At 59.8% G+C, this 21,148-nt stretch carries 19 protein-coding genes and 1 tRNA gene; 17 read left to right on the forward strand and 3 right to left on the reverse strand.

What is annotated here, in order from left to right; all coding sequences use genetic code 11:
- Window positions 1–104: 104 nt before the first annotated feature.
- The 9 genes from DWB67_RS13085 (at window position 105) to DWB67_RS13125 (ending at window position 7,470) form a co-directional block, all read left to right on the forward strand.
- Window positions 105–179 (forward strand) — tRNA-Val (locus DWB67_RS13085).
- An 83-nt stretch (window positions 180–262) separates the two neighbouring features.
- The gene (gene ykgO / locus DWB67_RS13090) at window positions 263–388 is read left to right on the forward strand and encodes a type B 50S ribosomal protein L36 (RefSeq protein WP_119807996.1); all 126 of its coding nucleotides are present in this window, start codon (window positions 263–265) and stop codon (window positions 386–388) included.
- A 96-nt stretch (window positions 389–484) separates the two neighbouring features.
- Window positions 485–988 (forward strand): DUF1643 domain-containing protein, encoded by a 504-nt coding sequence (locus DWB67_RS13095; protein ID WP_119807997.1) that lies wholly within the window; start codon window positions 485–487, stop codon window positions 986–988.
- A gap of 92 nt (window positions 989–1,080) precedes the next feature.
- The gene (locus DWB67_RS13100) at window positions 1,081–2,031 is read left to right on the forward strand and encodes a calcium-binding protein (RefSeq protein WP_119807998.1); all 951 of its coding nucleotides are present in this window, start codon (window positions 1,081–1,083) and stop codon (window positions 2,029–2,031) included.
- 142 nt (window positions 2,032–2,173) lie between these two features.
- On the forward strand, window positions 2,174–2,443 hold the full coding sequence (rpsO, locus tag DWB67_RS13105) for a 30S ribosomal protein S15 (protein ID WP_119807999.1): 270 nt from the start codon (window positions 2,174–2,176) through the stop codon (window positions 2,441–2,443).
- 231 nt (window positions 2,444–2,674) lie between these two features.
- Window positions 2,675–4,810: a polyribonucleotide nucleotidyltransferase gene (gene pnp, locus DWB67_RS13110; RefSeq protein WP_119808000.1), complete on the forward strand. Its 2,136-nt coding sequence runs from the start codon at window positions 2,675–2,677 to the stop codon at window positions 4,808–4,810.
- Window positions 4,811–5,063: 253 nt separating this feature from the next.
- Window positions 5,064–5,768: a hypothetical protein gene (locus DWB67_RS13115; protein ID WP_182911580.1), complete on the forward strand. Its 705-nt coding sequence runs from the start codon at window positions 5,064–5,066 to the stop codon at window positions 5,766–5,768.
- Window positions 5,769–5,869: 101 nt separating this feature from the next.
- Complete coding sequence (locus DWB67_RS13120; RefSeq protein WP_119808002.1) at window positions 5,870–6,655, forward strand: hypothetical protein; 786 nt, start codon at window positions 5,870–5,872, stop codon at window positions 6,653–6,655.
- Window positions 6,652–7,470, forward strand: a complete 819-nt coding sequence (locus tag DWB67_RS13125; RefSeq protein WP_119808003.1) for a glycosyltransferase family 2 protein — start codon at window positions 6,652–6,654, stop codon at window positions 7,468–7,470. The genes DWB67_RS13120 and DWB67_RS13125 overlap by 4 nt, the downstream gene beginning before the upstream one ends.
- A gap of 33 nt (window positions 7,471–7,503) precedes the next feature.
- On the opposite strand, the gene DWB67_RS13130 is transcribed toward DWB67_RS13125, so the two are convergent.
- Window positions 7,504–8,160 carry a peroxiredoxin gene (locus tag DWB67_RS13130; RefSeq protein WP_119808004.1) on the reverse strand — a complete coding sequence of 219 codons (657 nt, stop codon included), beginning with the start codon at window positions 8,158–8,160 and terminating at the stop codon, window positions 7,504–7,506.
- 164 nt (window positions 8,161–8,324) lie between these two features.
- On the opposite strand from DWB67_RS13130, the gene DWB67_RS13135 reads away from it, so the two are divergent.
- On the forward strand, window positions 8,325–9,767 hold the full coding sequence (locus DWB67_RS13135) for an aldehyde dehydrogenase family protein (protein ID WP_182911583.1): 1,443 nt from the start codon (window positions 8,325–8,327) through the stop codon (window positions 9,765–9,767).
- 32 nt (window positions 9,768–9,799) lie between these two features.
- On the opposite strand, the gene DWB67_RS13140 is transcribed toward DWB67_RS13135, so the two are convergent.
- Window positions 9,800–10,501 carry a response regulator transcription factor gene (locus tag DWB67_RS13140; RefSeq protein WP_119808006.1) on the reverse strand — a complete coding sequence of 234 codons (702 nt, stop codon included), beginning with the start codon at window positions 10,499–10,501 and terminating at the stop codon, window positions 9,800–9,802.
- Window positions 10,498–12,396 (reverse strand): PAS-domain containing protein, encoded by a 1,899-nt coding sequence (locus DWB67_RS13145; RefSeq protein WP_119808025.1) that lies wholly within the window; start codon window positions 12,394–12,396, stop codon window positions 10,498–10,500. The genes DWB67_RS13140 and DWB67_RS13145 overlap by 4 nt, the downstream gene beginning before the upstream one ends.
- Before the next feature lie 181 nt (window positions 12,397–12,577).
- Here DWB67_RS13145 and DWB67_RS13150 point away from each other — a divergent pair, with 181 nt between their 5' ends.
- From DWB67_RS13150 to DWB67_RS13180, 7 genes are all read left to right on the forward strand, one after another.
- Window positions 12,578–14,554 carry an AMP-binding protein gene (locus DWB67_RS13150; RefSeq protein WP_119808007.1) on the forward strand — a complete coding sequence of 659 codons (1,977 nt, stop codon included), beginning with the start codon at window positions 12,578–12,580 and terminating at the stop codon, window positions 14,552–14,554.
- Entirely contained in the window at window positions 14,551–15,372 is an 822-nt protein-coding gene (locus DWB67_RS13155; protein WP_119808008.1) for an ABC transporter ATP-binding protein, read from the forward strand. The genes DWB67_RS13150 and DWB67_RS13155 overlap by 4 nt, the downstream gene beginning before the upstream one ends.
- A gap of 33 nt (window positions 15,373–15,405) precedes the next feature.
- Window positions 15,406–16,392: a branched-chain amino acid ABC transporter permease gene (locus tag DWB67_RS13160; RefSeq protein WP_182911581.1), complete on the forward strand. Its 987-nt coding sequence runs from the start codon at window positions 15,406–15,408 to the stop codon at window positions 16,390–16,392.
- Window positions 16,393–16,536: 144 nt separating this feature from the next.
- Window positions 16,537–17,613 carry a branched-chain amino acid ABC transporter permease gene (locus DWB67_RS13165; RefSeq protein WP_119808010.1) on the forward strand — a complete coding sequence of 359 codons (1,077 nt, stop codon included), beginning with the start codon at window positions 16,537–16,539 and terminating at the stop codon, window positions 17,611–17,613.
- 48 nt (window positions 17,614–17,661) lie between these two features.
- Entirely contained in the window at window positions 17,662–18,945 is a 1,284-nt protein-coding gene (locus DWB67_RS13170) for an ABC transporter substrate-binding protein (RefSeq protein WP_119808011.1), read from the forward strand.
- Between the two features lie 57 nt (window positions 18,946–19,002).
- The gene (locus DWB67_RS13175; protein WP_119808012.1) at window positions 19,003–19,824 is read left to right on the forward strand and encodes an ABC transporter ATP-binding protein; all 822 of its coding nucleotides are present in this window, start codon (window positions 19,003–19,005) and stop codon (window positions 19,822–19,824) included.
- A gap of 13 nt (window positions 19,825–19,837) precedes the next feature.
- Window positions 19,838–21,058 carry a phenylacetate--CoA ligase family protein gene (locus tag DWB67_RS13180; RefSeq protein WP_119808013.1) on the forward strand — a complete coding sequence of 407 codons (1,221 nt, stop codon included), beginning with the start codon at window positions 19,838–19,840 and terminating at the stop codon, window positions 21,056–21,058.
- Window positions 21,059–21,148: the final 90 nt, after the last annotated feature.

Genomic DNA, 21,148 nt, shown 5'->3' on the forward strand with positions numbered 1-21,148 from the left:
GCCGATAGGTCTTGAATACCCCCAAAAGCCCCGTTATAGACCCTCCAACCAAGAGGTAACCAGACAGTTTCCAGACGGAAACAAGATAGTTCTTCGAGGAGCGTGGGCGGTTAGCTCAGCGGTAGAGCACTACGTTGACATCGTAGTGGCCACTGGTTCGATCCCAGTACCGCCCACCATATTATTTTCGCCGCCCCTGGCAACCGTCGGGGGTTTTTGTTTTCCTGGCGGCTGCGATGCGCCGCGATGATGGAGAAGACCGATGAAGGTTCGCAACTCGCTCCGCTCGCTCAAGAGCCGGCACCGTGACTGCCAAATCGTACGCCGTAAAGGCCGTACCTACGTGATCAACAAGACTAACCGCCGCTTCAAGGCTCGTCAGGGCTGATTGCTGCGGGTCTTGCCGGATTTCGGCAGATCTTGGAAAACGACCGGAACAACCCGCCCTTTCAGGCGGGTTTTTTCATGTCCAAAAGGCATCCGCATGATTCGCCAGACCCATAAGACAACAGATTCGATATCCGAGGCGGTCTGGTCCCCCTGCCGCAGCTATCGCTATGCGCTGACGCGACGGTGGGGTGACGGGGCCGGTCTGGGAATCGTGATGCTGAATCCGTCGACCGCTGATGCCTTTCGTAATGATCCGACCGTGGAGCGATGTGAAAGGCGGGCGCGGGCTTTGGGCTATGGTGCGTTCCGGGTGGTCAATCTGTTCGCCTTTTGCGCCACGGACCCGCGCGATTTGCGGCAGGCCGCGCAGCCCGTCGGACCCGATAATGATTCGTTCCTGCTGGAAGCTGCCGGATGGGCCGACGCCATTCTGTGCGGTTGGGGCGTCCACGGCGCGCATCAGGGCCGTCACATGCAGGTCGAACAGCTTTTACGCGGGGCAGGGGCATCGCTTTTTCATCTGGGTCTGACCAAGGATGGCCTGCCGCGTCACCCTTTATACGTGGCTTACAGGCAGGGTCCGGAAAAATGGCATTAAGGTTTTATTAATTATCCGTTTCTGGGTTCTGACGGAATTGCGTATTCTGCGGGTTATCGGCACATCGCCGTTCGGATGCGGGGTTCAGGACAATGTTTCTCATCGGTGGTCTTTTGGGTCTGGTGATGACCGGCATGATGATGGATGCCGCCTCGTCCATCTCCCCTTCCGAGGGGGAGGACGAGGATGCGACTGATCCCGATGCAACGCCCGAACCTGACAACGACCTTCCCCCCATCATGCCCGGGGATAACCCCGAGGATGACATCCCCCCCTTGCCGGATGACCCCAAAGAACCGCCCCTGATCGAAGGTTCGGCGGATGCCGATATGTTGATGGGCACCGCCGAGGATGATGTGATTCGCGGCGGTGACGGTGCGGATGATCTGCGCGGCGGTCTGGGCGATGACCTGATATATGCCGGTCAGGGCGATGACTGGGTGCAGGGTGATTCCGAATACGGGGTCGGCGGCGATGATATCATCTATGGCGGCTTGGGCGATGATATGATGGCCGGACAGGGTGGCGACGATCTGGTTTATGGCGAAGAAGGCGATGACACCCTGTTCGGCGGCGAGGGGAATGATTCCCTGTTTGGCGGCGCTGGCAACAATATTCTTGCGGGGCATGACGGCAATGACGTACTGGTGTCCACGCAAGGCAGTGATGATCTGGACGGTGGGGCGGGCGATGATGTGCTGATCGGGCATGATGGCCGCGAAACCGTCTGGATGAACGGCGGCGAAGGTGATGACACGCTGATGCCGGGCGCGTATGACTTTGTGTCGGGCAATGACGGCCACGACAGCTTTATTTTGCGCGACACTGCCGAAGGTTTCCCGACCGTCGCCGATTTCGATGCCACGCAGGATCAGGTGGTTCTGCATCTGGACGCCGATACCGCCAAGGATGCCGATATTACCTTGCATCAGGATCAGGATGGCACCTATCTGCTGGGGGTGAACGGACATACCGTCGGGCGTTTCCTGCAGGACGGTGGACTGACAATCGGTGATATCCGTGTCGTCACGACCGCGGGCTGACCATCTGTCAGGGCTTTCCTTTTAAACCATTGTCACCTATACGCGCGCATCTGGCGGACTCAGGTCCGCCCGATACTCCATGGGCCTGTGCTGGACGACATCCCGGCCTGCGCCATAACCCTTAGTCCGAAAGGAGATCCCGATGTCGATCACCGTTGAAGAAAAGAACCGCCTGATTAAAGAATTCGGTACCAAAGAAGGTGACACCGGTTCGCCGGAAGTTCAGGTTGCGATCCTGACCTCGCGCATCACCACCTTGACCGAGCACTTCAAGTCGCACAAAAAAGACAACCACTCGCGCCGTGGTTTGCTGATGATGGTTGCACAGCGTCGTAAGCTGCTGGACTATCTGAAAGGCAAAGAAGTCGCACGTTATACCGACCTGATCGGTAAACTGGGTATCCGCCGCTAATTTTTTCCGGTTTTCCGGATGGAAAGCGCCCGTAGCATTTGCTGCGGGCGTTCTGCGTTATGGGGGGATGTGCCCCCCACTTCCCAAACAGTGCATTTTCCTGTATCTGCCGACCATCTGCGACGTGAGGTCCTAGCCCCGGGGCACATGCAAAGGATAGGGGCGGCGGCAATGGGGTCGCCATATGACACGGGGTATCCGGAGGGCCGGACCGCTCCCAGAGGAAATCAGATGTTTGATGTAGTGAAGAAATCGATCCAGTGGGGCCAAGAAACCCTGACGCTGGAAACGGGCAAGGTTGCCCGTCAGGCCGACGGCAGCGTCATCGCCACTTTGGGCGAGACCAGCGTCATGGCCAACGTCACCTTCGCAAAAGCACCCAAGCCCGGGCAGGATTTCTTCCCGCTGACGGTTCACTATCAGGAAAAATACTATGCCGCCGGTAAAGTGCCGGGCGGTTTCTTCAAGCGTGAGGCACGCCCCAGCGAAAAAGAAACGCTGACTGCGCGTCTGATCGACCGTCCGATCCGCCCGCTGTTCGCACCCGGCTTCAAGCACGAAGTTCTGGTCATGTGCACTGTGCTGTCGCATGATCTGGTCAATGACCCCGACATGGTCGCGATGATCGCCGCATCTGCTGCGCTGACGATCTCGGGCGTGCCGTTCATGGGCCCGATTGCTGCGGCCCGCGTCGGTTTCTCGAACGGTGAATATGTTCTGAACCCCGAAGTTCAAGACATGGACCAGCTGCGCAACAACCCCGATCAGCGCCTTGATCTGGTCGTTGCAGGCACCCAAGACGCCGTGATGATGGTCGAATCCGAAGCTTACGAGCTGTCCGAAGCAGAAATGCTGGGCGCTGTGAAATTCGGCCATGACGCGATCCAGCCTGTCATCGACCTGATCATCGATCTGGCCGAAGATGCTGCAAAAGAGCCGTTCGACTTCCAGTCGCCCGACTACTCGGACCTTTATGCACGCGTGAAAACCGTGGGCGAAAAGGCGATGCGCGCTGCCTATGCGATCCGCGATAAATCGGACCGTCAGGATGCGATCAACGCCGCCAAAACCAAGATCAAATCAGGCCTTTCGGAAGAAGAGCTGGACGATGCGAACCTCGGTTCGGCCATGAAAAAGCTGGAATCGGGCATTCTGCGCGGTGACATCATCAGCGGTGGCGCACGTATCGACGGCCGCGACACCAAAACCGTTCGCCCGATCGTCAGCGAAGTTGGCATCCTGCCGCGCACGCATGGTTCGGCGCTGTTCACCCGCGGTGAAACGCAGGGTCTGGTTGTGACCACCTTGGGCACGGGCGACGATGAACAGATCATCGACGCGCTGCACGGCAACCACCGTTCGAACTTTATGCTGCACTATAACTTCCCGCCGTATTCGGTTGGCGAAGTTGGCCGCGTCGGTTCGCCCGGTCGCCGTGAAATCGGTCACGGTAAACTGGCATGGCGCGCCCTGCAGGCCGTTCTGCCGGCTGCGACCGACTTCCCCTATACCATCCGCGTCGTTTCCGAGATCACCGAGTCGAACGGCTCGTCCTCGATGGCGTCGGTTTGCGGTGGTTCGCTGGCGATGATGGATGCGGGCGTTCCGCTGAAAGCACCGGTTGCGGGCGTCGCCATGGGTCTGATTCTGGAAGATGACGGCCGCTTTGCCGTTCTGACGGACATCTTGGGTGACGAAGATCACCTTGGCGACATGGACTTCAAGGTTGCGGGTACCGAAAACGGCATCACGTCGCTGCAGATGGACATCAAGGTTGCAGGTATTACGCCTGAAATCATGGAACAGGCGCTGGCACAGGCCAAAGACGGCCGTCTGCACATTCTGACCGAAATGTCGAAGGCTCTGACCGAAGGCCGTCAGGAATTCAGCGAGCATGCACCGCGCATCGAAACGATGCAGATCCCGACCGACAAGATCCGTGAAGTGATCGGTTCGGGCGGCAAGGTCATCCGCGAGATCGTCGAAGTTTCGGGTGCCAAGGTCGACATCAATGACGAAGGCATCATCAAGATCGCCTCGGCCAATGGTGAATCGATCAAGAAGGCCTATGACATGATCTATTCGATCGTGGCAGAGCCGGAAGAAGGCAAGGTTTACACCGGTAAGGTCGTAAAACTGGTCGACTTCGGTGCTTTCGTGAACTTCTTCGGCAAGCGCGATGGTCTGGTGCACGTCAGCCAGATCGCCAACCGTCGTTTGGGCCACCCGAACGAGATCCTGAAAGAGGGTCAAGAAGTGAAGGTCAAACTGCTGGGCTTTGACGACCGTGGCAAGGTCCGCCTTGGCATGAAGATGGTCGATCAGGAAACCGGCGCCGAGATCGACGAGAACGCCGAAGAGGCATAAGCCCGATCTTCGGACTGGATATATTCGGAAAGGCCCTGCGATTGCGGGGCCTTTTCATTAAGACACGGCCCGACTGACGGGTCGGTGAATTGACGTCGGGGGCATAGGCTGCAATCTTTGCAAAACTGCTCTGCGATCCGAAAGGCAGCTTTTCCGCATGTCCATGATGCCTGTTTTCCGCTGTATCAGATGCCTGCCGTCGTTGTTGCGGCAGCCGCTGACCAAGCTGCTGCACCGGAAATATGCCTGCCGCATGACACTGTCGCCCGAGGATTTCCGCGACCGGCGGGTGCTGATCATCGGCCCCGCGCGGACGCTGTGTGATGATCTGGCCGCTGTGGATGTCGACGGCTTCGACGTCATTGTCAAAATGAACAACGGTCTTGATACGCCGGTGAATTTCCCATCCGGTGCGTCTTTGCATTGCGATGTCCTGTTCCATTCCGGCACCGGCGAGGCCCGTCCCATTACCGAAGACAAGCTGCGCGACGCCAAGGTGCAGGTGCTGGTGCATCGCACACCGAAGAAAAGCGGATTTTTGCAGACGATGATGCTGCAGGCCTGCTTTGGCCACCTTGTCCGCGTGCGTCATGTGGATTGTCCGGCCTATCAGCAGATGGGCGATCTGCTGGGCGGGGCAAGCCCGACGACCGGCTTGATGAGCGCCTGTTTCTTTCTGGGTGCGCCCGTACGCGAGGTAGCGATCGTCGGCTTTACCTTTTTTTCGACTGCTTACCAGAAGGGCTATGACGATTGCGTTACCTCGGATGCGGATGCCATTTGCCGCATTGCCGATAAGGGCCACCACAAGCCCCTGAAAGAAGGTGCTTTATTGTCACATAAGATAAAGGACGCCCGCAGCCGTGGCATCACCGTCACCCTTGGCCCGCATGTTCTGGACGCCATGCAATCCTGTACCAAGGTTGATCACGCAGATGCCGGACGGCAACCGGCATAGGCATGGAACGACATACCGGTTTGCGCTTGGCGCTGTTTTGATGCGAATTGACACCAAAGCGCAGCCGGATTTGCCCGCCATCGCCGGAAAGGACCCAACCGATGACCAATGATGACCCTGTCCTGATCCTGACGATGAAATGGGGCACGCTTTACAGCAGTGACGACGTGAACCGCTTGGCCGCGCAGGTCAGACGGCACTTGGCACGCCCGCACCGCTTTATCTGTTTTACCGATGATGCGACCGGCCTTGATCCGCAGGTCGAGGCGATGGCGCTTCCCGAACTGGGGTTGCCCGAAGGCCATGCCGACACGCGCTGGCGCAAGCTGGCGCTGTTCCGGCGTGATCTTGGCGGGTTGTCGGGGAAGGCGTTGTTTCTGGATATCGATCTGGTGGTGGTGGATGATCTGGCAGCGTTCTTCGATCTTCCGGGCGATTTTTTCATCATCCGCGACGATGATCTGTTCCGGCCCAAGCCTTTGCGCCGGATCAATCCGGAACGTGACCGCTTCCTGCACAGCGTGGGGAATTCCAGCGTCTTTCGCTATACCATCGGTGATCATGCCTATGTGCTGGATGCCTATCTGGCGGACCCTGCCGCAGCGACGGCTGGCTATGAAATCAGCCAGCAGTTCCAATCGGCGCAATTGGCGGAACATGGCAATCTGCATTACTGGCCCAAAGGCTGGTGCGTCAGTTTCAAGAATGACTGCGTGCCGCGGAACCTGCTGTCCTATCTTAAAGACCCCGCCATGCCCGAAGGGGCGAAAATCGTCCTCTTCGCCGGTGCCCCCAAGATGGAGGACGTCTTTGCCGGACGTGGGCACAAATGGTATCGCCGCATCGGTCGCATCGACTGGCTGCGCAAGGCGTGGGAAAACCCGTGATCCGCGACGCCTTCCGCCAGTTCAAGCACCGTCACCGCATCCGTGCCGCCCTGTCCGAAATTGCGTCGCGCAGCACAGCGCCGGGTCACCCGCATGGTTTGCCTGCGCCTTTGATCGTGTCCCTGACCAGCTATGCCGCGCGCTTTGCAGCACTGGAACATACGCTGCGCGCGATCACCCGCCAGACGGTTCAGCCCGATCGGGTCATCCTGTGGCTGGATGAATGTGACCGCGATGCGCTGCCTGATGCAATCAGGCAGATGGAAGGGGTGCAGATTGCCTTTTGTCCCGAATGGCGGTCCTTCAAGAAAATTGTCCCGACGCTGCTGGACCATCCACAGGCTTATATCGTCACGGCGGATGATGATGTCTATTACCCCGCCGATTGGTTGCAGGGGCTGGTCGGTGCTGTCCATGACGGCGCGCGGATCGCTTGTTATCGCGGGCATCGGGTGGTCGCGGCCGGTGATGCGCCAGCACCCTATGATGATTGGCAGCATAACATCACCGGTCCGGTGCAGGCCGCGGATGTGTTTCTGACCGGCGTGTCTGGCGTGATCTATGCACCGCATATCTTTCACAGCGATGTCACACGCGATGACCTGTTCACCAGACTTGCGCCCAGTGCCGACGACGTCTGGCTGCACTGGATGCACCGTCTGGCGGGGGGCGAGGCCCGCAAGATCGGACCAAAGGCGCGAATTCTGGAATGGGACGGCAGTCAGGCAACGAACCTGCGGCAGGATAACCGCCAAGGGAACGGCAATGACCGCGCGATTGCCGCCCTGATGGGGCATTACGGCTGGCCGGAATGAAAACGCCCCGCCGATATGGCGGGGCGCAATTGCTTAGGCTGGATCCTTGGCAAAGCGCAGATAAGGAAGTTTGATGTCCAGCGAACCGAATTTATCGGTCGCGGCCTGATCATCCAGCGACAGCGCAACGATCACATCCTGACCGGGGACCCAGTTGGCGGGCGTCGCCAGCGGCTGGCCTTCAGTGCGCTGGACGGCATCCAAAGCGCGCATAATCTCTGCAAAGTTGCGACCGACCGACATCGGATAGGTCATGGTCAGGCGGACTTTCTTGTCCGGCCCGATGATGAACACGGTACGCACCGTTGCCGAATGGGCAGGCGTGCGACCTTTGGTCGGCAGGTAGTATTCGGCGGGCAGCATGTCATAGGCCTTGGCGACGGTCAGATCGCTGTCGTCGATGATGGCAAAATTGGCCGGAACGCCTGCGACTTTCGAAATATCGCTTTTCCACTTCTGGTGGTCTTCGACGCTGTCGACCGACACGCCCAGAACCTTGGTGCCGCGCTTTTCGAATTCCGTGGCCAGCTGGGCGACCGCGCCGAATTCGGTTGTGCAGACCGGCGTAAAGTCACGCGGGTGGCTGAACACGACGGCATAGCTGTCGCCGACCCAATCGTGGAAGCTGATTTGCCCCTCGGTCGAATTGGCGGTGAAATCGGGGGCGATATCATTGATGCGCAGGGACATGCGGCGTCCTTTCGAAAGGTTGCGTTGGCCTCAACATAAGCACAGCCCTGCAGAATGCCAGAGCAACGCGCCCGTGAATATGCGCCGCCACGACAGGCTTGCAGCTTGCGTGCGGGGGTGACAGGCTATCGCCAAATACGGATCAGGAGAATGACATGGCCGAAGTGCTGGACAAGCGGAAATTCTATATCGACGGCGCATGGGTTGAACCCGCCGCCGCACGTGACCTTGACGTCATCGACCCCTCGACCGAGGAAACCGTCGCGGTTATCAGCCTTGGCGATCAGGCCGATACCGATGCGGCGGTTGGCGCAGCCAAGCGGGCGTTCCCTGCATGGGCCGCGACATCGCCTGCCGACCGTCTGGCTTTGGTCGAGAAAATTCTGGCGGTCTATCAGACCCGCACCGACGATATGGCATGGGCGATCAGTCGTGAAATGGGTGCGCCCATCGATATGGCGCTGAAAAGTCAGGCGGCCAGCGGCACCTATCATATTTCGACCTTCATCGATGCCTTCCGCGATTTCCAGTTCGTGCGTCCTTTGGGCGATCATGCCCCTTCGACCATGGTGTCATGGGAACCGGTGGGTGTGGTCGGTCTGATTACGCCGTGGAACTGGCCGATGAATCAGGTGACGCTGAAGGTTATTCCCGCCATTCTGGCAGGCAACACCTGCGTGCTGAAGCCATCGGAAATCGCGCCGCTCAGCTCGATCGTCTTTACCGAGATCCTGCATGAGGCGGGCGTTCCTGCGGGCGTGTTCAACCTTGTCCATGGTGACGGTCCGGGTGTCGGCACGCAGCTGTCGACCCATGATGATGTCGAGATGATCAGCTTTACCGGTTCGACCCGTGCAGGCATCGCCATTACCAAAGCCGCCGCCGACAGCCTGAAGAAGGTCGTGCTGGAACTGGGCGGCAAAGGGGCGAATATCGTCTTTGCCGATGCGGATGACGCGGCGGTGGCCCGTGGCGCCAAGCATTGCTTTAACAACACCGGCCAGTCCTGCAACGCCCCAACCCGTATGCTGGTCGAGCGTCCGGTCTATGACCGCGCCGTTGAAATCGCGGCAAAAGTTGCCAATGAAACTGTCGTGGCCAGTGCCCACACGCAAGGCGGCCATGTCGGTCCGGTTGTCAGCAAGGCACAATGGGACAAGATCCAGGATCTGATCCAGGTCGGCATTGATGAAGGTGCCCGTCTGGTGGCGGGTGGTACCGGCCTGCCCGAGGGCGTCAATCGCGGCTATTTCGTGCGTCCGACGGTCTTTGCCGATGTAACGAACGAGATGGACATTGCCCGTCAGGAAATCTTTGGTCCTGTGCTGTCGATCATCCCCTTCGACAGCGAAGAAGACGCGGTGCGGATCGCCAATGACACGCCCTATGGGCTGACTAATTATGTCCAGTCGCAGGACGGTGCCAAGCGCAACCGTGTGGCGCGTCAACTGCAATCGGGCATGGTCGAAATGAACGGCGAATCCCGCGGGCCAGGTTCGGCCTTTGGTGGCGTTAAAAAGTCGGGCCGTGCACGTGAAGGCGGCATCATGGGTCTGGAAGAGTTTATGGATAGCAAGTCCATCAGCGGATGGGACCGCGACGCCTGAAGCCTGCCCTGATCGGGCAGGCGGCCTTGACGTCAGCTTATTTCCGCAAGGAAGATATAACCCGCGCCATAGATCGTCTTGATCAGGCGCGGGTTTTTCGGATCCTCGCCCAGTTTTGTCCGCAGGCGGGAAATGCGCACATCCATCGCCCGATCAAAACTGTCGCCAGCGGCGCCCCCCAAGGTTTCAAGCATCTGGGCGCGGGTAATCAGCCGGCGCGGATTGTCGGTAAACACGCGTAGCACTTCGGCTTCGGCATGGCTAAGGGGGGTTTCGGTGCCTTCGGGTGATATCAGCAGATAGCGGTCGAAATCGGCGGTCCAGCCTGCAAAACGCAGAGTTTGGGCGTTGCGGGCCTGTGCCTGTGCAGGTTTGCGCAGACGGGCGCGGATGCGGGCCACGACTTCGGCGGGTTCGAAGGGTTTGATGATGTAATCATCAGCCCCCAGTTCCAGCCCCGTCACACGGTCCTGCACCTGTGCCCGACCCGAGATAATGATGATTGTCGCGCCTGATTCCATCGCCAGCCTGTGCACCACGGCCAGACCATCGCGGTCCGGCAGGCCCAGATCGATCAGGCAGACATCGGGGGCGATGCGCCGCAAGGCCGCCTCGAATTCAGTCGCGCGGCCAAAGGATTGGGTGCGAAAGCCGGCCTGTTCCAGCGCCTGTGACAGCAGGTGACGGATTTGGGGTTCGTCATCAAGGATCGCAATCAGGGGGGCATCGGTCATGGCTGATCTTTCATGGCTTGGGCCAATGCGCCGGCAAGTCGTGCCGTTGTGAAGGGTTTTGTCACCACCGGCCCCATCGCGCGGTCGCGCAGCGGGTCGCCCTGTGGCAGCGATGTCATCAACAGGATCGGCACAGGGGCTGTAAGGTCAAGCCCCAGCCCGTCTCCCAGCTGGATGTCGGACATGATCAGCGTTAGTCCGGGCAGATCGGCAAGGGTCGCTGCCTCGGACAGGGATGACGCCTCTAGGACCGCGTGGCCCAGTTCGGTCAGTTGATCGCGGACCTGAACGCGGATGGCGTCATCATCCTCGACCAACAGCACCATTTGCGGCATCACCGGACGCCACGGCAGGCGCAGGGTGACGCATGCGCCATCACGCGTATTCGCCAACCGTAATGTGCCGCCCGCCAGCTTGGTCTGGTCATAGACCATCGACAGGCCCAGCCCCGATCCTTGACCCTTCTTGGTGGTAAAGAAGGGCTCGGTCGCGCGGGACAGGGCTTCAGGGGTAAAACCGGGACCGGTATCGCTGACGCTGATCTGCAACCAGTCGCCATTATGGGTGGCGTGGAGAGTGATACGGCCTTGGGCCGGCATGGCGGCATTGGCATTCAGGATCAGGTTCAGCAGCGAATCCTGCAACGCACCGGTGTCCAGCAACAGGGGGCCGATGATGGGCGCAGTATCCAGCTGCAGCTGCGTGCCTTCGGACAGGGAAGGGCGGGCAAGGGTGGCGACCTGTTCGATCAACGCAGGCAGGTCAGCAGGTTCCAGCAGCAGGTCGCGTTCGCCGCTGATGCAGGCCAGACGGTTCAGCAGGTCGGCCCCGCGCCGTGCGGCGGCAAGGGTCGCATGCACATCCTGCGCGGCGTCACCTTGCAGGTCGCGCGCGGCCAGACGGGCCTGCAGGCCAAGAATAATGGTCAGCAGATTGCCGAAATCATGCGCCATCCCCGATGTCAGCTGGGCGGCAAGGCTGCGCTTGCTGGCATGGGCCAAAGCCTCGCGCGCCTGAACTTCGGCACTGACATCGGTCGACAGGATATAGACGCCCGCGCCCTGCCTGTCGGGCGTCAGCGCAATACGGATGCGTCGGCCCGATGCGGGGTGAGTAATTTCAAACACCTGCGGATTGCCGGCCAGTGCCAGCGTCATTTGCGGCAAAAGCATGGAGAAGGTCGGCGTTCCAAGGGCCTGTTCCAATGTCATGCCAATAATATCCTCGGCAGCCCCCGGAAAGACCCGCGCCAATCGCCGGTTGGAAAACATATAGCGAAAATTGGCGTCCATATGGGCGATATGGGCGGGGACCATTTCGGTCACCTGACGGGTGCGGGCCTCGGTCCGGGTCAGGATGCGCTGCGCCTCGGACAAGGCGGCGTTGGTCGCGGCCAACTGGCGGTTCGCGGCGGCCAGACGCTCGGCGTTTTGCAGGACTTGGTCGGACAGCTCCGCCGATCGCGCGCGCAGCAGCCCTTCCTGCCGCTTGATGTCGGTGATGTCGGTATAAACGCTGACCCAACCGCCTTGGGTCAGCGGCGCGCCCTCGACAGCGACCCAACGGCCATCGGCGCGTTCGCGTTCAAAGTAGTGCGGCTGAAACTGGCGGGCCTGCGCCACGCGATAGGCGACGGCGGCCTCGGGGTCGGTCTGGGGGCCGTATTCGCCGCGCAGGACCAGAAAGCGGATCGTATCCTCGAAGCTGGCGCCGGGCTGGGTCAGCGCATCGGGCAGGCCGAACATCGCCTGATACTGGTTGTTGGCGACAGCCAGTTGCAGGTCGGCATCGAAGATCGAAAGCGCCTGTCCGATCAGGTTCAGGCCGGATCGCGTCAGGTCGGCGCGGATGCGGGCCTTGGTCAGGGCACCGGCCTGCTGGTCGTCGTGATGCATCGCCCCCCCACGGATGATCGCCCGATATGGATAGCATCGGGTGCCGATCTGCGGAAGCGCTGTAACATTTTGTTGGAATTGCGACAAACTGCGGCAAAGATTGGTCCCGACAGTAAACCTGTCACCGGGGCGGAGGAGGTCACGGGCGACATTGCGCCTGACGCGCAACGAGGGAGGAGACATGACGGACCAGCAGACGCCTGTGAGCGAATTGCGTTCTATTCCCGCGCTTCTGGCGCGGAATGTGGCCCGTTTCGGCGACCGGCCGGCGTATCGTGAAAAGGAATACGGGATCTGGCAAAGCTGGACGTGGTCGCAGGCGGCTGACGAAATTCGTGCAATGGCTGTGGGGATGATGGATCTGGGCCTGAAGCCCGGCGACCACGTGGCCATTATTGGGCGCAACCGTCCGGCGCATTACTGGGCTATGGTCGCGGCCCAGATGTGCGGCGCGATTCCTGTGCCTCTGTATCAGGACGCCGTTGCCGAAGAGATGACCTATGTGTTGGGCCATTGCGGCGCGCGCATGGTGATTTGCGGTGATCAGGAACAGGTCGATAAGGTGCTGGAGGTCGAGCGCACCATCGATGCCATTGACCGTATCATCTATACCGACGCGCGCGGTTTGCGGAAATATGACCATGCGCGGATGAATTCGGTGGCCGACCTTCAGGACCGTGGCCGCAAGGCCGCCGACCGTTTGGGGCCGATGATCGACGCGATGGTTGCAGGGCTGGATTACGACAGTACCTGCGTCATGCTTTACACCAGCGGCACCACGGGCAAGCCCAAGGGTGTCGTGTTGTCCAACCGCAACATCATCGAAACCGCCAAGAACAGCAGCGATTTTGACCACCTGACCCAGTCTGAAGAAATCGTTGCCTATCTGCCGATGGCATGGGTGGGCGATTTTATTTTTTCGGTCGGACAGGCGATCTGGTCGGGCTTTACCGTAAACTGCCCCGAAGGCGCGCATACGATGATGACCGATATGCGCGAAATCGGCCCGACCTATTTCTTTGCGCCACCGCGGGTTTTTGAAACCCAACTGACCTCGGTGATGATCCGCATGGAGGATGCGGGCCGTATTAAACGGTGGCTGTTCAAGCGCGGCATGGATGTTGCCCACCGTGCGGGTCCGTCGCTTTTGGATGGCAAGCCGGTGTCGTGGGGGGATCGGTTTGCCTATGCCCTTGGCCGCATCTTTGTTTTCGGGCCGCTGAAAAATACGCTCGGCCTGTCGCGGGTGCGTGTGGGCTATACCGCAGGTGAGGCGATCGGCCCCGAGATTTTTGATTTCTATCGCAGCCTCGGCATCAATCTAAAACAGCTTTACGGCCAGACCGAAGCCTCCGTTTTCATCACCCAGCAGCCCGACGGGCAGGTGCGGTCCGACACGGTCGGCGTGCCCAGCCCCGGCGTCGAGGTCCGCATTGGTGATAACGGAGAGGTCTATTACCGCAGCTCTGGCACCTTTGTTGAATATTACAAGAACGCCGAAAGCACTGCGTCCACCAAAGACCCAGAAGGTTGGGTCGCCACCGGAGATGCGGGTTTCTTTGAGAAAGCGACCGGCCATCTGCGGATTATCGACCGCGCCAAAGACGTTGGTAAAATGGCCGATGGCAGCATGTTCGCGCCAAAATATGTCGAGAATAAGCTGAAATTCTATCCCAGTATTCTTGAGGCCGTCGTGATCGGCAACGGGCGCGATTATTGCACCGCGATGATCAATATCGACCTGTCAGCGGTCGGTAATTGGGCGGAACGCAACAACATCGCCTATTCCAGCTATCAGGAACTGGCGGGCCATCCGGAGATTTATGGCGCGATCAAGGAACACATCGCCGAGGTAAATAAATCGGTCGCACAGGACCCGATGCTGTCGGGCTGTCAGGTGCATCGCTTCCTTGTGCTGCACAAGGAACTGGACCCCGATGACGGCGAAATGACCCGTACCCGCAAGGTTCGGCGTGCAGTGATCAACGACAAGTTCGCCGATCTGGTGGGTGCGCTTTATGACGGGTCGGACAGCATCCATACCCGCACCGAGGTCACCTATGAAGACGGTCGCAAGGGCCAGATCAGCGCCACATTGAGGATTATGGACGTGCCGGTCTTTGGCGATGCGGCCCAAGCAAAGGTGGCAGCACAATGAACAGCATGACAAGCGACGGCTATATTACCGCCGATGGCCGCCAGATCGGTGGCAAGCTGATGGAGCTGAAAAACATCACCCTGCGCTTTGGCGGCGTCGTGGCCATCAAGGATATTAGCTTTGACATCCGCCAAGGCGAAATCCGCGCCATCATCGGCCCCAACGGCGCTGGCAAATCCAGCATGCTGAACGTGGTGTCCGGTTTCTATCACCCCCAAGACGGCGAGGTCTGGTTCAAGGGCAGCCGCCGCCAGCCGATGAAACCGCATCAGGTTGCGGGGCATGGGGTCGCGCGGACCTTCCAGAATATCGCCCTGTTCGACGGGATGAGCGTCTTGGACAACATCATGACCGGCCGCCTGAACAAGATGAAGGCGGGGTTTCTATCCCAAGCCATCTGGTGGGGCAAGGCCGAGCGTGAGGAAAACGAAAACCGCGCCGTCGTTGAGCAGATCATCGACTTTCTGGAAATCCAGAACATCCGCAAGACGCCTGTGGGTCGGCTACCTTACGGGCTGAAAAAGCGGGTCGAGCTGGCGCGAGCGCTGGCCGCCGAGCCACAGCTGCTGCTGCTGGACGAACCCATGGCCGGCATGAACGTCGAGGAAAAGGAGGACATGTCCCGCTTCATCCTGGACGTGAACGATGAGTTCGGCACGACGATCTGCCTGATCGAACATGACATGGGCGTGGTCATGGACCTGTCCGACCGCGTGGTCGTGATGGATTACGGCCGCAAGATCGGCGACGGCACCCCCGATGAGGTCCGCAACAACCAGCAGGTGATCGACGCCTATCTGGGGGTGGCCCATGACTGATCCCCGCCCTGATTTTCGCGCGAAAAGGAGCCTGTGATGGACCAGCTGATCTTTGCATCCGAGGTGATGCTGAACGGGTTGATGACGGGCGTGATGTATGCGCTGGTCGCGCTTGGCTTTGTGCTGATCTTCAAGGCTTCGGGCGTTTTCAACTATGCCCAAGGGGTTCTGGCGCTGTTTGCGGCGCTGACGCTGGTCGGCATCCAGAACGGACAGGTGCCCTTCGCTCATCTGATCAACGCAGCCTTCGGCACCAGCCTGCATCATTTTGGCTGGACCGTGCCATCGGTTCTGGCCATTGCGCTGACGGCGCTGGTCATGGTCGGGCTGGCCTTCCTGATCGAGAAACTGGTCCTGCAACATCTGGTCGGTCAGGAACCGATCATCCTGTTCATGGCCACCATCGGCATGGCCTATTTTCTTGAAGGCTTGGGCGATGTCATGTGGGGCGCCGACATCAAGACACTGGATGTCGGCCTGCCGCAGGGCATTTCTGAAAGCATCGAAACGGTTACCGACAGCTGGTTCGGCTATGGTTACTTCATCGACCGGCTGGACATCTGGGCCACCGTGATCGCGGCCCTGCTGGTCGCAGCTTTGGTCGCCTTCGCGCAATATACCAAGCAGGGCCGTGCCATGCGTGCTGTCGCCGACGACCATCAGGCGGCGCTGTCGGTCGGCATCAGCCTGCGCTTTATCTGGGTGATGGTCTGGTCGATCGCGGGCTTTGTGGCGCTGGTCGCGGGCATCATGTGGGGCACCAAGTCCGGCGTACAGTTCAGCCTGTCTCTGATCGCGCTCAAGGCGCTGCCGGTGCTGATGCTGGGCGGCTTTACCTCGATCCCCGGTGCGATTGTCGGCGGGCTGATCATCGGTGTGGGCGAAAAGCTGTTTGAATTTTCGATCGGCCCGATGGTCGGTGGCGCGACCGAAAACTGGTTCGCTTATGTGCTGGCGCTGCTGTTTCTGGTGTTCCGACCTCAGGGCCTGTTTGGCGAACGTATTATCGAGCGGGTGTGATTGTGGAAATCTCGGGTGCCTCCGGCGGGGATATTTGGACACGCGCAAGGAGGGGGCGGAATGCCCTTCATTCGTGCGGAAATATCCCGCGGGGGTGTGGGGGCGCGAAGCCCCCGCAAAGGGACGCAATAGAGGAGAACCGCGATGCTGTATCGTGAGGCGGGCGATTTCAAGACAAGCTACCGGGACGACAGCCAGACCTTTCCGATCAAGCTGGAACGCTGGGGATATTACGCGGTGGTTGCGGTGGCCTTCGGCATCGTGCCCTTCGTCATCAACGATTACTGGGCCAGCGCGGTTTTGGTGCCCTTCCTGATCTATGCCATCGCGGCCATCGGGCTGAACGTCCTGACGGGCTATGCCGGTCAGGTCAGTCTGGGGACCGGTGGCTTCATGGCCGTGGGCGCCTATGCCGTCTATAAGCTGATGACCGCGTTTCCCGATGTCAGCCTGCTGATCCACGTGGTGCTGGCGGGGGCGATCACCGCCGTGGTCGGCGTGCTGTTCGGTCTGCCGTCGCTGCGGATCAAGGGGTTCTATCTGGCAGTCGCCACGCTGGCGGCGCAGTTCTTTCTGGTCTGGTTGTTCAACAAGGTGCCGTGGTTTTACAACTATTCGGCCTCGGGTCAGATCACCGCGCCGACGCGTACCTTCATGGAACAGGCGATCAGCGGTCCCGCGGCCAGTGCCTCGGCCAAATATCTGGTCTGTCTGGTCTTTGCCTTTCTGGTTGCATGGATGGCCCGCAACCTGACGCGGGGCAGTATCGGGCGCCGCTGGATGGCGATCCGCGATATGGATATCGCCGCCGAGATCATCGGCGTGAACCCCTTGACCGCCAAGCTGTCCGCCTTTGCCGTCAGCAGTTTCTTCATCGGCATCGCGGGCGCATTGCTGTTTTCGGTCTATCTGGGCGCGGCCGAGGTGGGTGAGGCTTTCGGCATCAACAAAAGCTTTTTGGTCCTGTTCATGATCATCATCGGCGGGCTGGGCAGCATTTTCGGCAGCTTTGCAGGCGCGGCGTTTCTGGTGCTGCTGCCGGTGCTGCTGAAGAACCTGCTGGTCGGCAACCTTGGCTGGCCCACTGATCTGGCCGCCCATATCGAACTGATGATCGTGGGCGCGCTGATCGTCACCTTCCTGATCGTCGAACCGCACGGGCTGGCCCGTCTGTGGTCACTGACCAAGGAAAAGCTGCGGCTGTGGCCGTTCCCGCATTAAGCCAGTTCTGCAAATTCGGCATCTTTCATCTCTGGGAGGAGACTTGCAATGAAACTGAAGTTCCCCGCCATCGTCGCTGCGGCCACGATGCTTGCCGCCCCCGCCATGGCTGATCTGGTCGTGCCCAATATGTCCTATCGCACCGGCCCCTATGCGGCCAACGGCATTCCCTATGCCGACGGATTTTCCGATTATTTCACGCTGCTGAACGAACGCGATGGCGGCATCGGCGGACAGATCGTTCAGGTGCCGGAATGCGAGACCGCCTATAATACCGAAAAGGGGATAGAGTGTTACGAGGCGCTGAAATCGCAAAACCCGCTGGTGCTGAACCCGCTGTCCACCGGCATCACCTATCAGCTGATCCCGAAAATCGGTGTGGATGGCATTTCGCTTTATACGCCGGGCTATGGCAGGACCTCGGCCAAGGACGGGACTGTCTTTGAATGGGTGTTCAATGCGCCTGCGAATTATTGGGATGGGGCTTCGGTCGCGGTCAAGCATATCCTTGATCAGGAAGGCGGTGATCTGTCGGGAAAAAAGATCGCGCTGGTCTATCACAACAGCGCCTATGGCAAGGAACCGATCCGCACCTTGCAAGAACTGTCGGAAAAGCACGGCTTTGATCTGATGGAACTGCCGGTCGATGCGCCCGGTCAGGAACAGAAATCACAATGGCTGCAGATCCGTCGTGAAAAGCCCGATTACGTCATCATGTATGCATGGGGCGTCATGAATCAGGTTGCCATTCAAGAGGCAGTGAACGTCCGTTTCCCGATGGATCATTTTATTGGTATCTGGTGGTCGGGATCCGAAAATGACGTCAAACCCGCCGGTGCAGGGGCTGATGGATATAAGTCGCTGACCTTCCACGGCGTCGGTCAGGATTACCCGCTGTATGCCGACATGAAGCAATATGTTCATGACGCGGGCAAAGCATCGGGTGCGGGGGACCAGATGGGGAACGTGCTTTATTCCCGTGGTGCCTATGCCGCGCTTGTCATCGCCGAAGCCATCGCCAAGGCGCAGGAACTGGCTGGCACAGCCGAGATCAACGCCGCCCAGATGCGCGACGGGTTCGAGGGTCTGGATATCACCGCCGAACGCATGGTCGAACTGGGCCTGCCGGACTTTGGCGCGCCGATCAAGCTGTCTTGCGAAAACCATGGCGGCGATGGTCTGGGCCGTATCCAGCAATGGGATGCCACGGCGGGGCAGTGGAATCTGATCACCGATTTCATCGAACCTGACGCCGAAATTCTGGATGCCTTGGTCAAGGAAGACAGTCAGGCTTATGCAGCCGAGGCCGGTCTGACCCCGCGCTGTAACTGATACCTTGCCGGCGGCGGGGATATCCGCCGCCGGTCCAACACCAAAAGGGGCCGCCCCATGTTCGATGCCGAACACCGCGAGACGCTGCTGGAAGTCAACAATATCGAGGTGATCTATAATCACGTCATTCTGGTCCTGAAGGGCGTCAGCCTGTCCGTGCCCAAGGGCGGCATCACCGCGCTGCTGGGCGGCAACGGGGCTGGCAAGACGACGACGCTGAAGGCCATTTCGAACCTTCTGGCCAGCGAACGGGGCGAGGTGACGAAAGGCAGCATCACCTATAAGGGCGAAAAGGTCGCCCGCCAGAACCCTGCCGCTTTGGTCAAGAAGGGCGTCATTCAGGTCATGGAAGGCCGCCATTGTTTTGAACACCTGACGGTCGAGGAAAACCTGCTGACCGGCGCCTATACCCGCACGGATGGCGGTGCTGCGGTCAAACGCGATCTGGAAATGGTCTATGAGTATTTCCCGCGTCTGCGCGAAAGGCGCAAAAGTCAGGCCGGATATACCTCGGGCGGGGAACAGCAGATGGTCGCCATGGGTCGCGCCCTGATGTCGCGCCCCGAGATGATCCTGCTGGATGAACCATCCATGGGTCTGGCCCCGCAACTGGTCGAGCAGATCTTCGAAATCGTGAAGGCCGTGAACGAGGGTGAGGGCGTCACCTTCCTGCTGGCCGAACAGAACACAAACGTGGCGCTGCGATATGCCCATGAAGGTTACATTCTGGAAAACGGTCGCGTCGTGATGGAGGGTCTGGCCAGCGAGCTGCGCGAGAACCCCGACGTCAAGGAATTCTATCTGGGCATGTCCGACGAAGGGCGCAAATCCTTCCGCGACACGCGCAGCTATCGCCGCCGCAAGCGCTGGCTGGCTTAAGGGGGACCGCATCATGCCATCATATTACGACGAAATGGAAACCCGCGATCAGGCCGCCCGCGACAAGGCGCTGGCCGAGGCGCTGCCCCTTGCGATCACCCGCGCCAAGACGGCCCCCGCATTGGCGCGGCTGCTGCGCGATGTCGATCCGGCAAAGATCACCACGCGCGATGCGCTGGCTAGCCTGCCGGTCATCCGCAAGGCGGAGCTGTCCGAGGCGCAGCGAAAATCGCCGCCCTTCGGGGGGTATACGACGCGTCTGGCCGCTGAATTCGACCACGTGTTCCAAAGCCCCGGGCCCATCTATGAACCGGGGCGGCGGGACGGCGATTGGTGGCGGTTGGGGCGCTTTCTACATGCGTCAGGTGTGGGGCGCGGAGATATCGTGCAGAACTGTTTCGGCTATCACCTGACGCCTGCGGGGATGATGTTCGAATCCGGTGCGCGGGCGGTGGACGCCGCCGTGTTGCCCGCGGGGACGGGTCAGACCGAATTGCAGGTGCGGGCGGCGGTCGATATCGGCACCACCTGTTATGCGGGAACGCCCGATTTCCTGAAGGTCATTCTGGACCGCGCCGATCAGATGGGCGAAACCCTGTCCTTGACCCGCGCGGTTGTGGGGGGCGGTGCGCTGTTTCCGTCGCTGCGGCAGGCCTATGCCGACCGTGGAATTGTAACGCGGCAATGCTATGCCACCGCCGATCTGGGCAATATCGCCTATGAATCCAAGGCGCTGGAAGGGATGATTGTCGATGAAGGCGTTATCATTGAAATCGTCCGCCCCGGCACCGGCGACCCCGTGCCAGACGGGGAGGTAGGCGAGGTTCTGGTCACCACGCTGAACCCTGATTATCCACTGATCCGTTTTGCCACCGGTGATTTGACGGCGGTGATGACCGGCACCAGCCCCTGTGGGCGCACGAATATGCGGATCAAGGGGTGGTTGGGGCGCGCCGACCAGACGACCAAAATCAAGGGTATGTTTGTGCGCCCTGAACAGGTCGCGGCATTGGTCGCGCGCCATCCCGATATTGCCCGTGCTCGCGTCATCGCCGACCGCCGTGACGAGATGGATGTGATGATGGTCCAGCTGGAAACAGCGGCGCAGGATGCGTCGGTCTATTCAGGTGCAATCCTTGATACGTTAAAGCTGAAGGCCGATGTGCAGCTGGTCCCCATCGGCAGTTTGCCCAATGATGGCAAGGTGATCGAAGATCGTCGCAGCTATGACTAAGGGCCGCTAAATATAGACCATTTGATGCATTAACTTGTTTGCATCCGCGCCAGCAGCGACATTGCACCCTGACATTAAACACGGAGTGGC

The sequence above is a fragment of the Paracoccus sp. JM45 genome (genome assembly GCF_003590715.1).
Taxonomy (GTDB): domain Bacteria; phylum Pseudomonadota; class Alphaproteobacteria; order Rhodobacterales; family Rhodobacteraceae; genus Paracoccus.

Bases quoted from the DNA above. Each gene is read 5' to 3' on its own strand.
- ykgO (WP_119807996.1), top strand. From the start codon at position 263: ATGAAGGTTCGCAACTCGCTCCGCTCGCTCAAGAGCCGGCACCGTGAC.
- DWB67_RS13095 (WP_119807997.1), top strand. From the start codon at position 485: ATGATTCGCCAGACCCATAAGACAACAGATTCGATATCCGAGGCGGTC.
- DWB67_RS13100 (WP_119807998.1), top strand. From the start codon at position 1,081: ATGTTTCTCATCGGTGGTCTTTTGGGTCTGGTGATGACCGGCATGATG.
- rpsO (WP_119807999.1), top strand. From the start codon at position 2,174: ATGTCGATCACCGTTGAAGAAAAGAACCGCCTGATTAAAGAATTCGGT.
- pnp (WP_119808000.1), top strand. From the start codon at position 2,675: ATGTTTGATGTAGTGAAGAAATCGATCCAGTGGGGCCAAGAAACCCTG.
- DWB67_RS13115 (WP_182911580.1), top strand. From the start codon at position 5,064: ATGACACTGTCGCCCGAGGATTTCCGCGACCGGCGGGTGCTGATCATC.
- DWB67_RS13120 (WP_119808002.1), top strand. From the start codon at position 5,870: ATGACCAATGATGACCCTGTCCTGATCCTGACGATGAAATGGGGCACG.
- DWB67_RS13130 (WP_119808004.1), bottom strand. From the start codon at position 8,160: ATGTCCCTGCGCATCAATGATATCGCCCCCGATTTCACCGCCAATTCG.
- DWB67_RS13140 (WP_119808006.1), bottom strand. From the start codon at position 10,501: ATGACCGATGCCCCCCTGATTGCGATCCTTGATGACGAACCCCAAATC.
- DWB67_RS13145 (WP_119808025.1), bottom strand. From the start codon at position 12,396: ATGCATCACGACGACCAGCAGGCCGGTGCCCTGACCAAGGCCCGCATC.
- DWB67_RS13150 (WP_119808007.1), top strand. From the start codon at position 12,578: ATGACGGACCAGCAGACGCCTGTGAGCGAATTGCGTTCTATTCCCGCG.
- DWB67_RS13155 (WP_119808008.1), top strand. From the start codon at position 14,551: ATGAACAGCATGACAAGCGACGGCTATATTACCGCCGATGGCCGCCAG.
- DWB67_RS13165 (WP_119808010.1), top strand. From the start codon at position 16,537: ATGCTGTATCGTGAGGCGGGCGATTTCAAGACAAGCTACCGGGACGAC.
- DWB67_RS13170 (WP_119808011.1), top strand. From the start codon at position 17,662: ATGAAACTGAAGTTCCCCGCCATCGTCGCTGCGGCCACGATGCTTGCC.
- DWB67_RS13175 (WP_119808012.1), top strand. From the start codon at position 19,003: ATGTTCGATGCCGAACACCGCGAGACGCTGCTGGAAGTCAACAATATC.
- DWB67_RS13180 (WP_119808013.1), top strand. From the start codon at position 19,838: ATGCCATCATATTACGACGAAATGGAAACCCGCGATCAGGCCGCCCGC.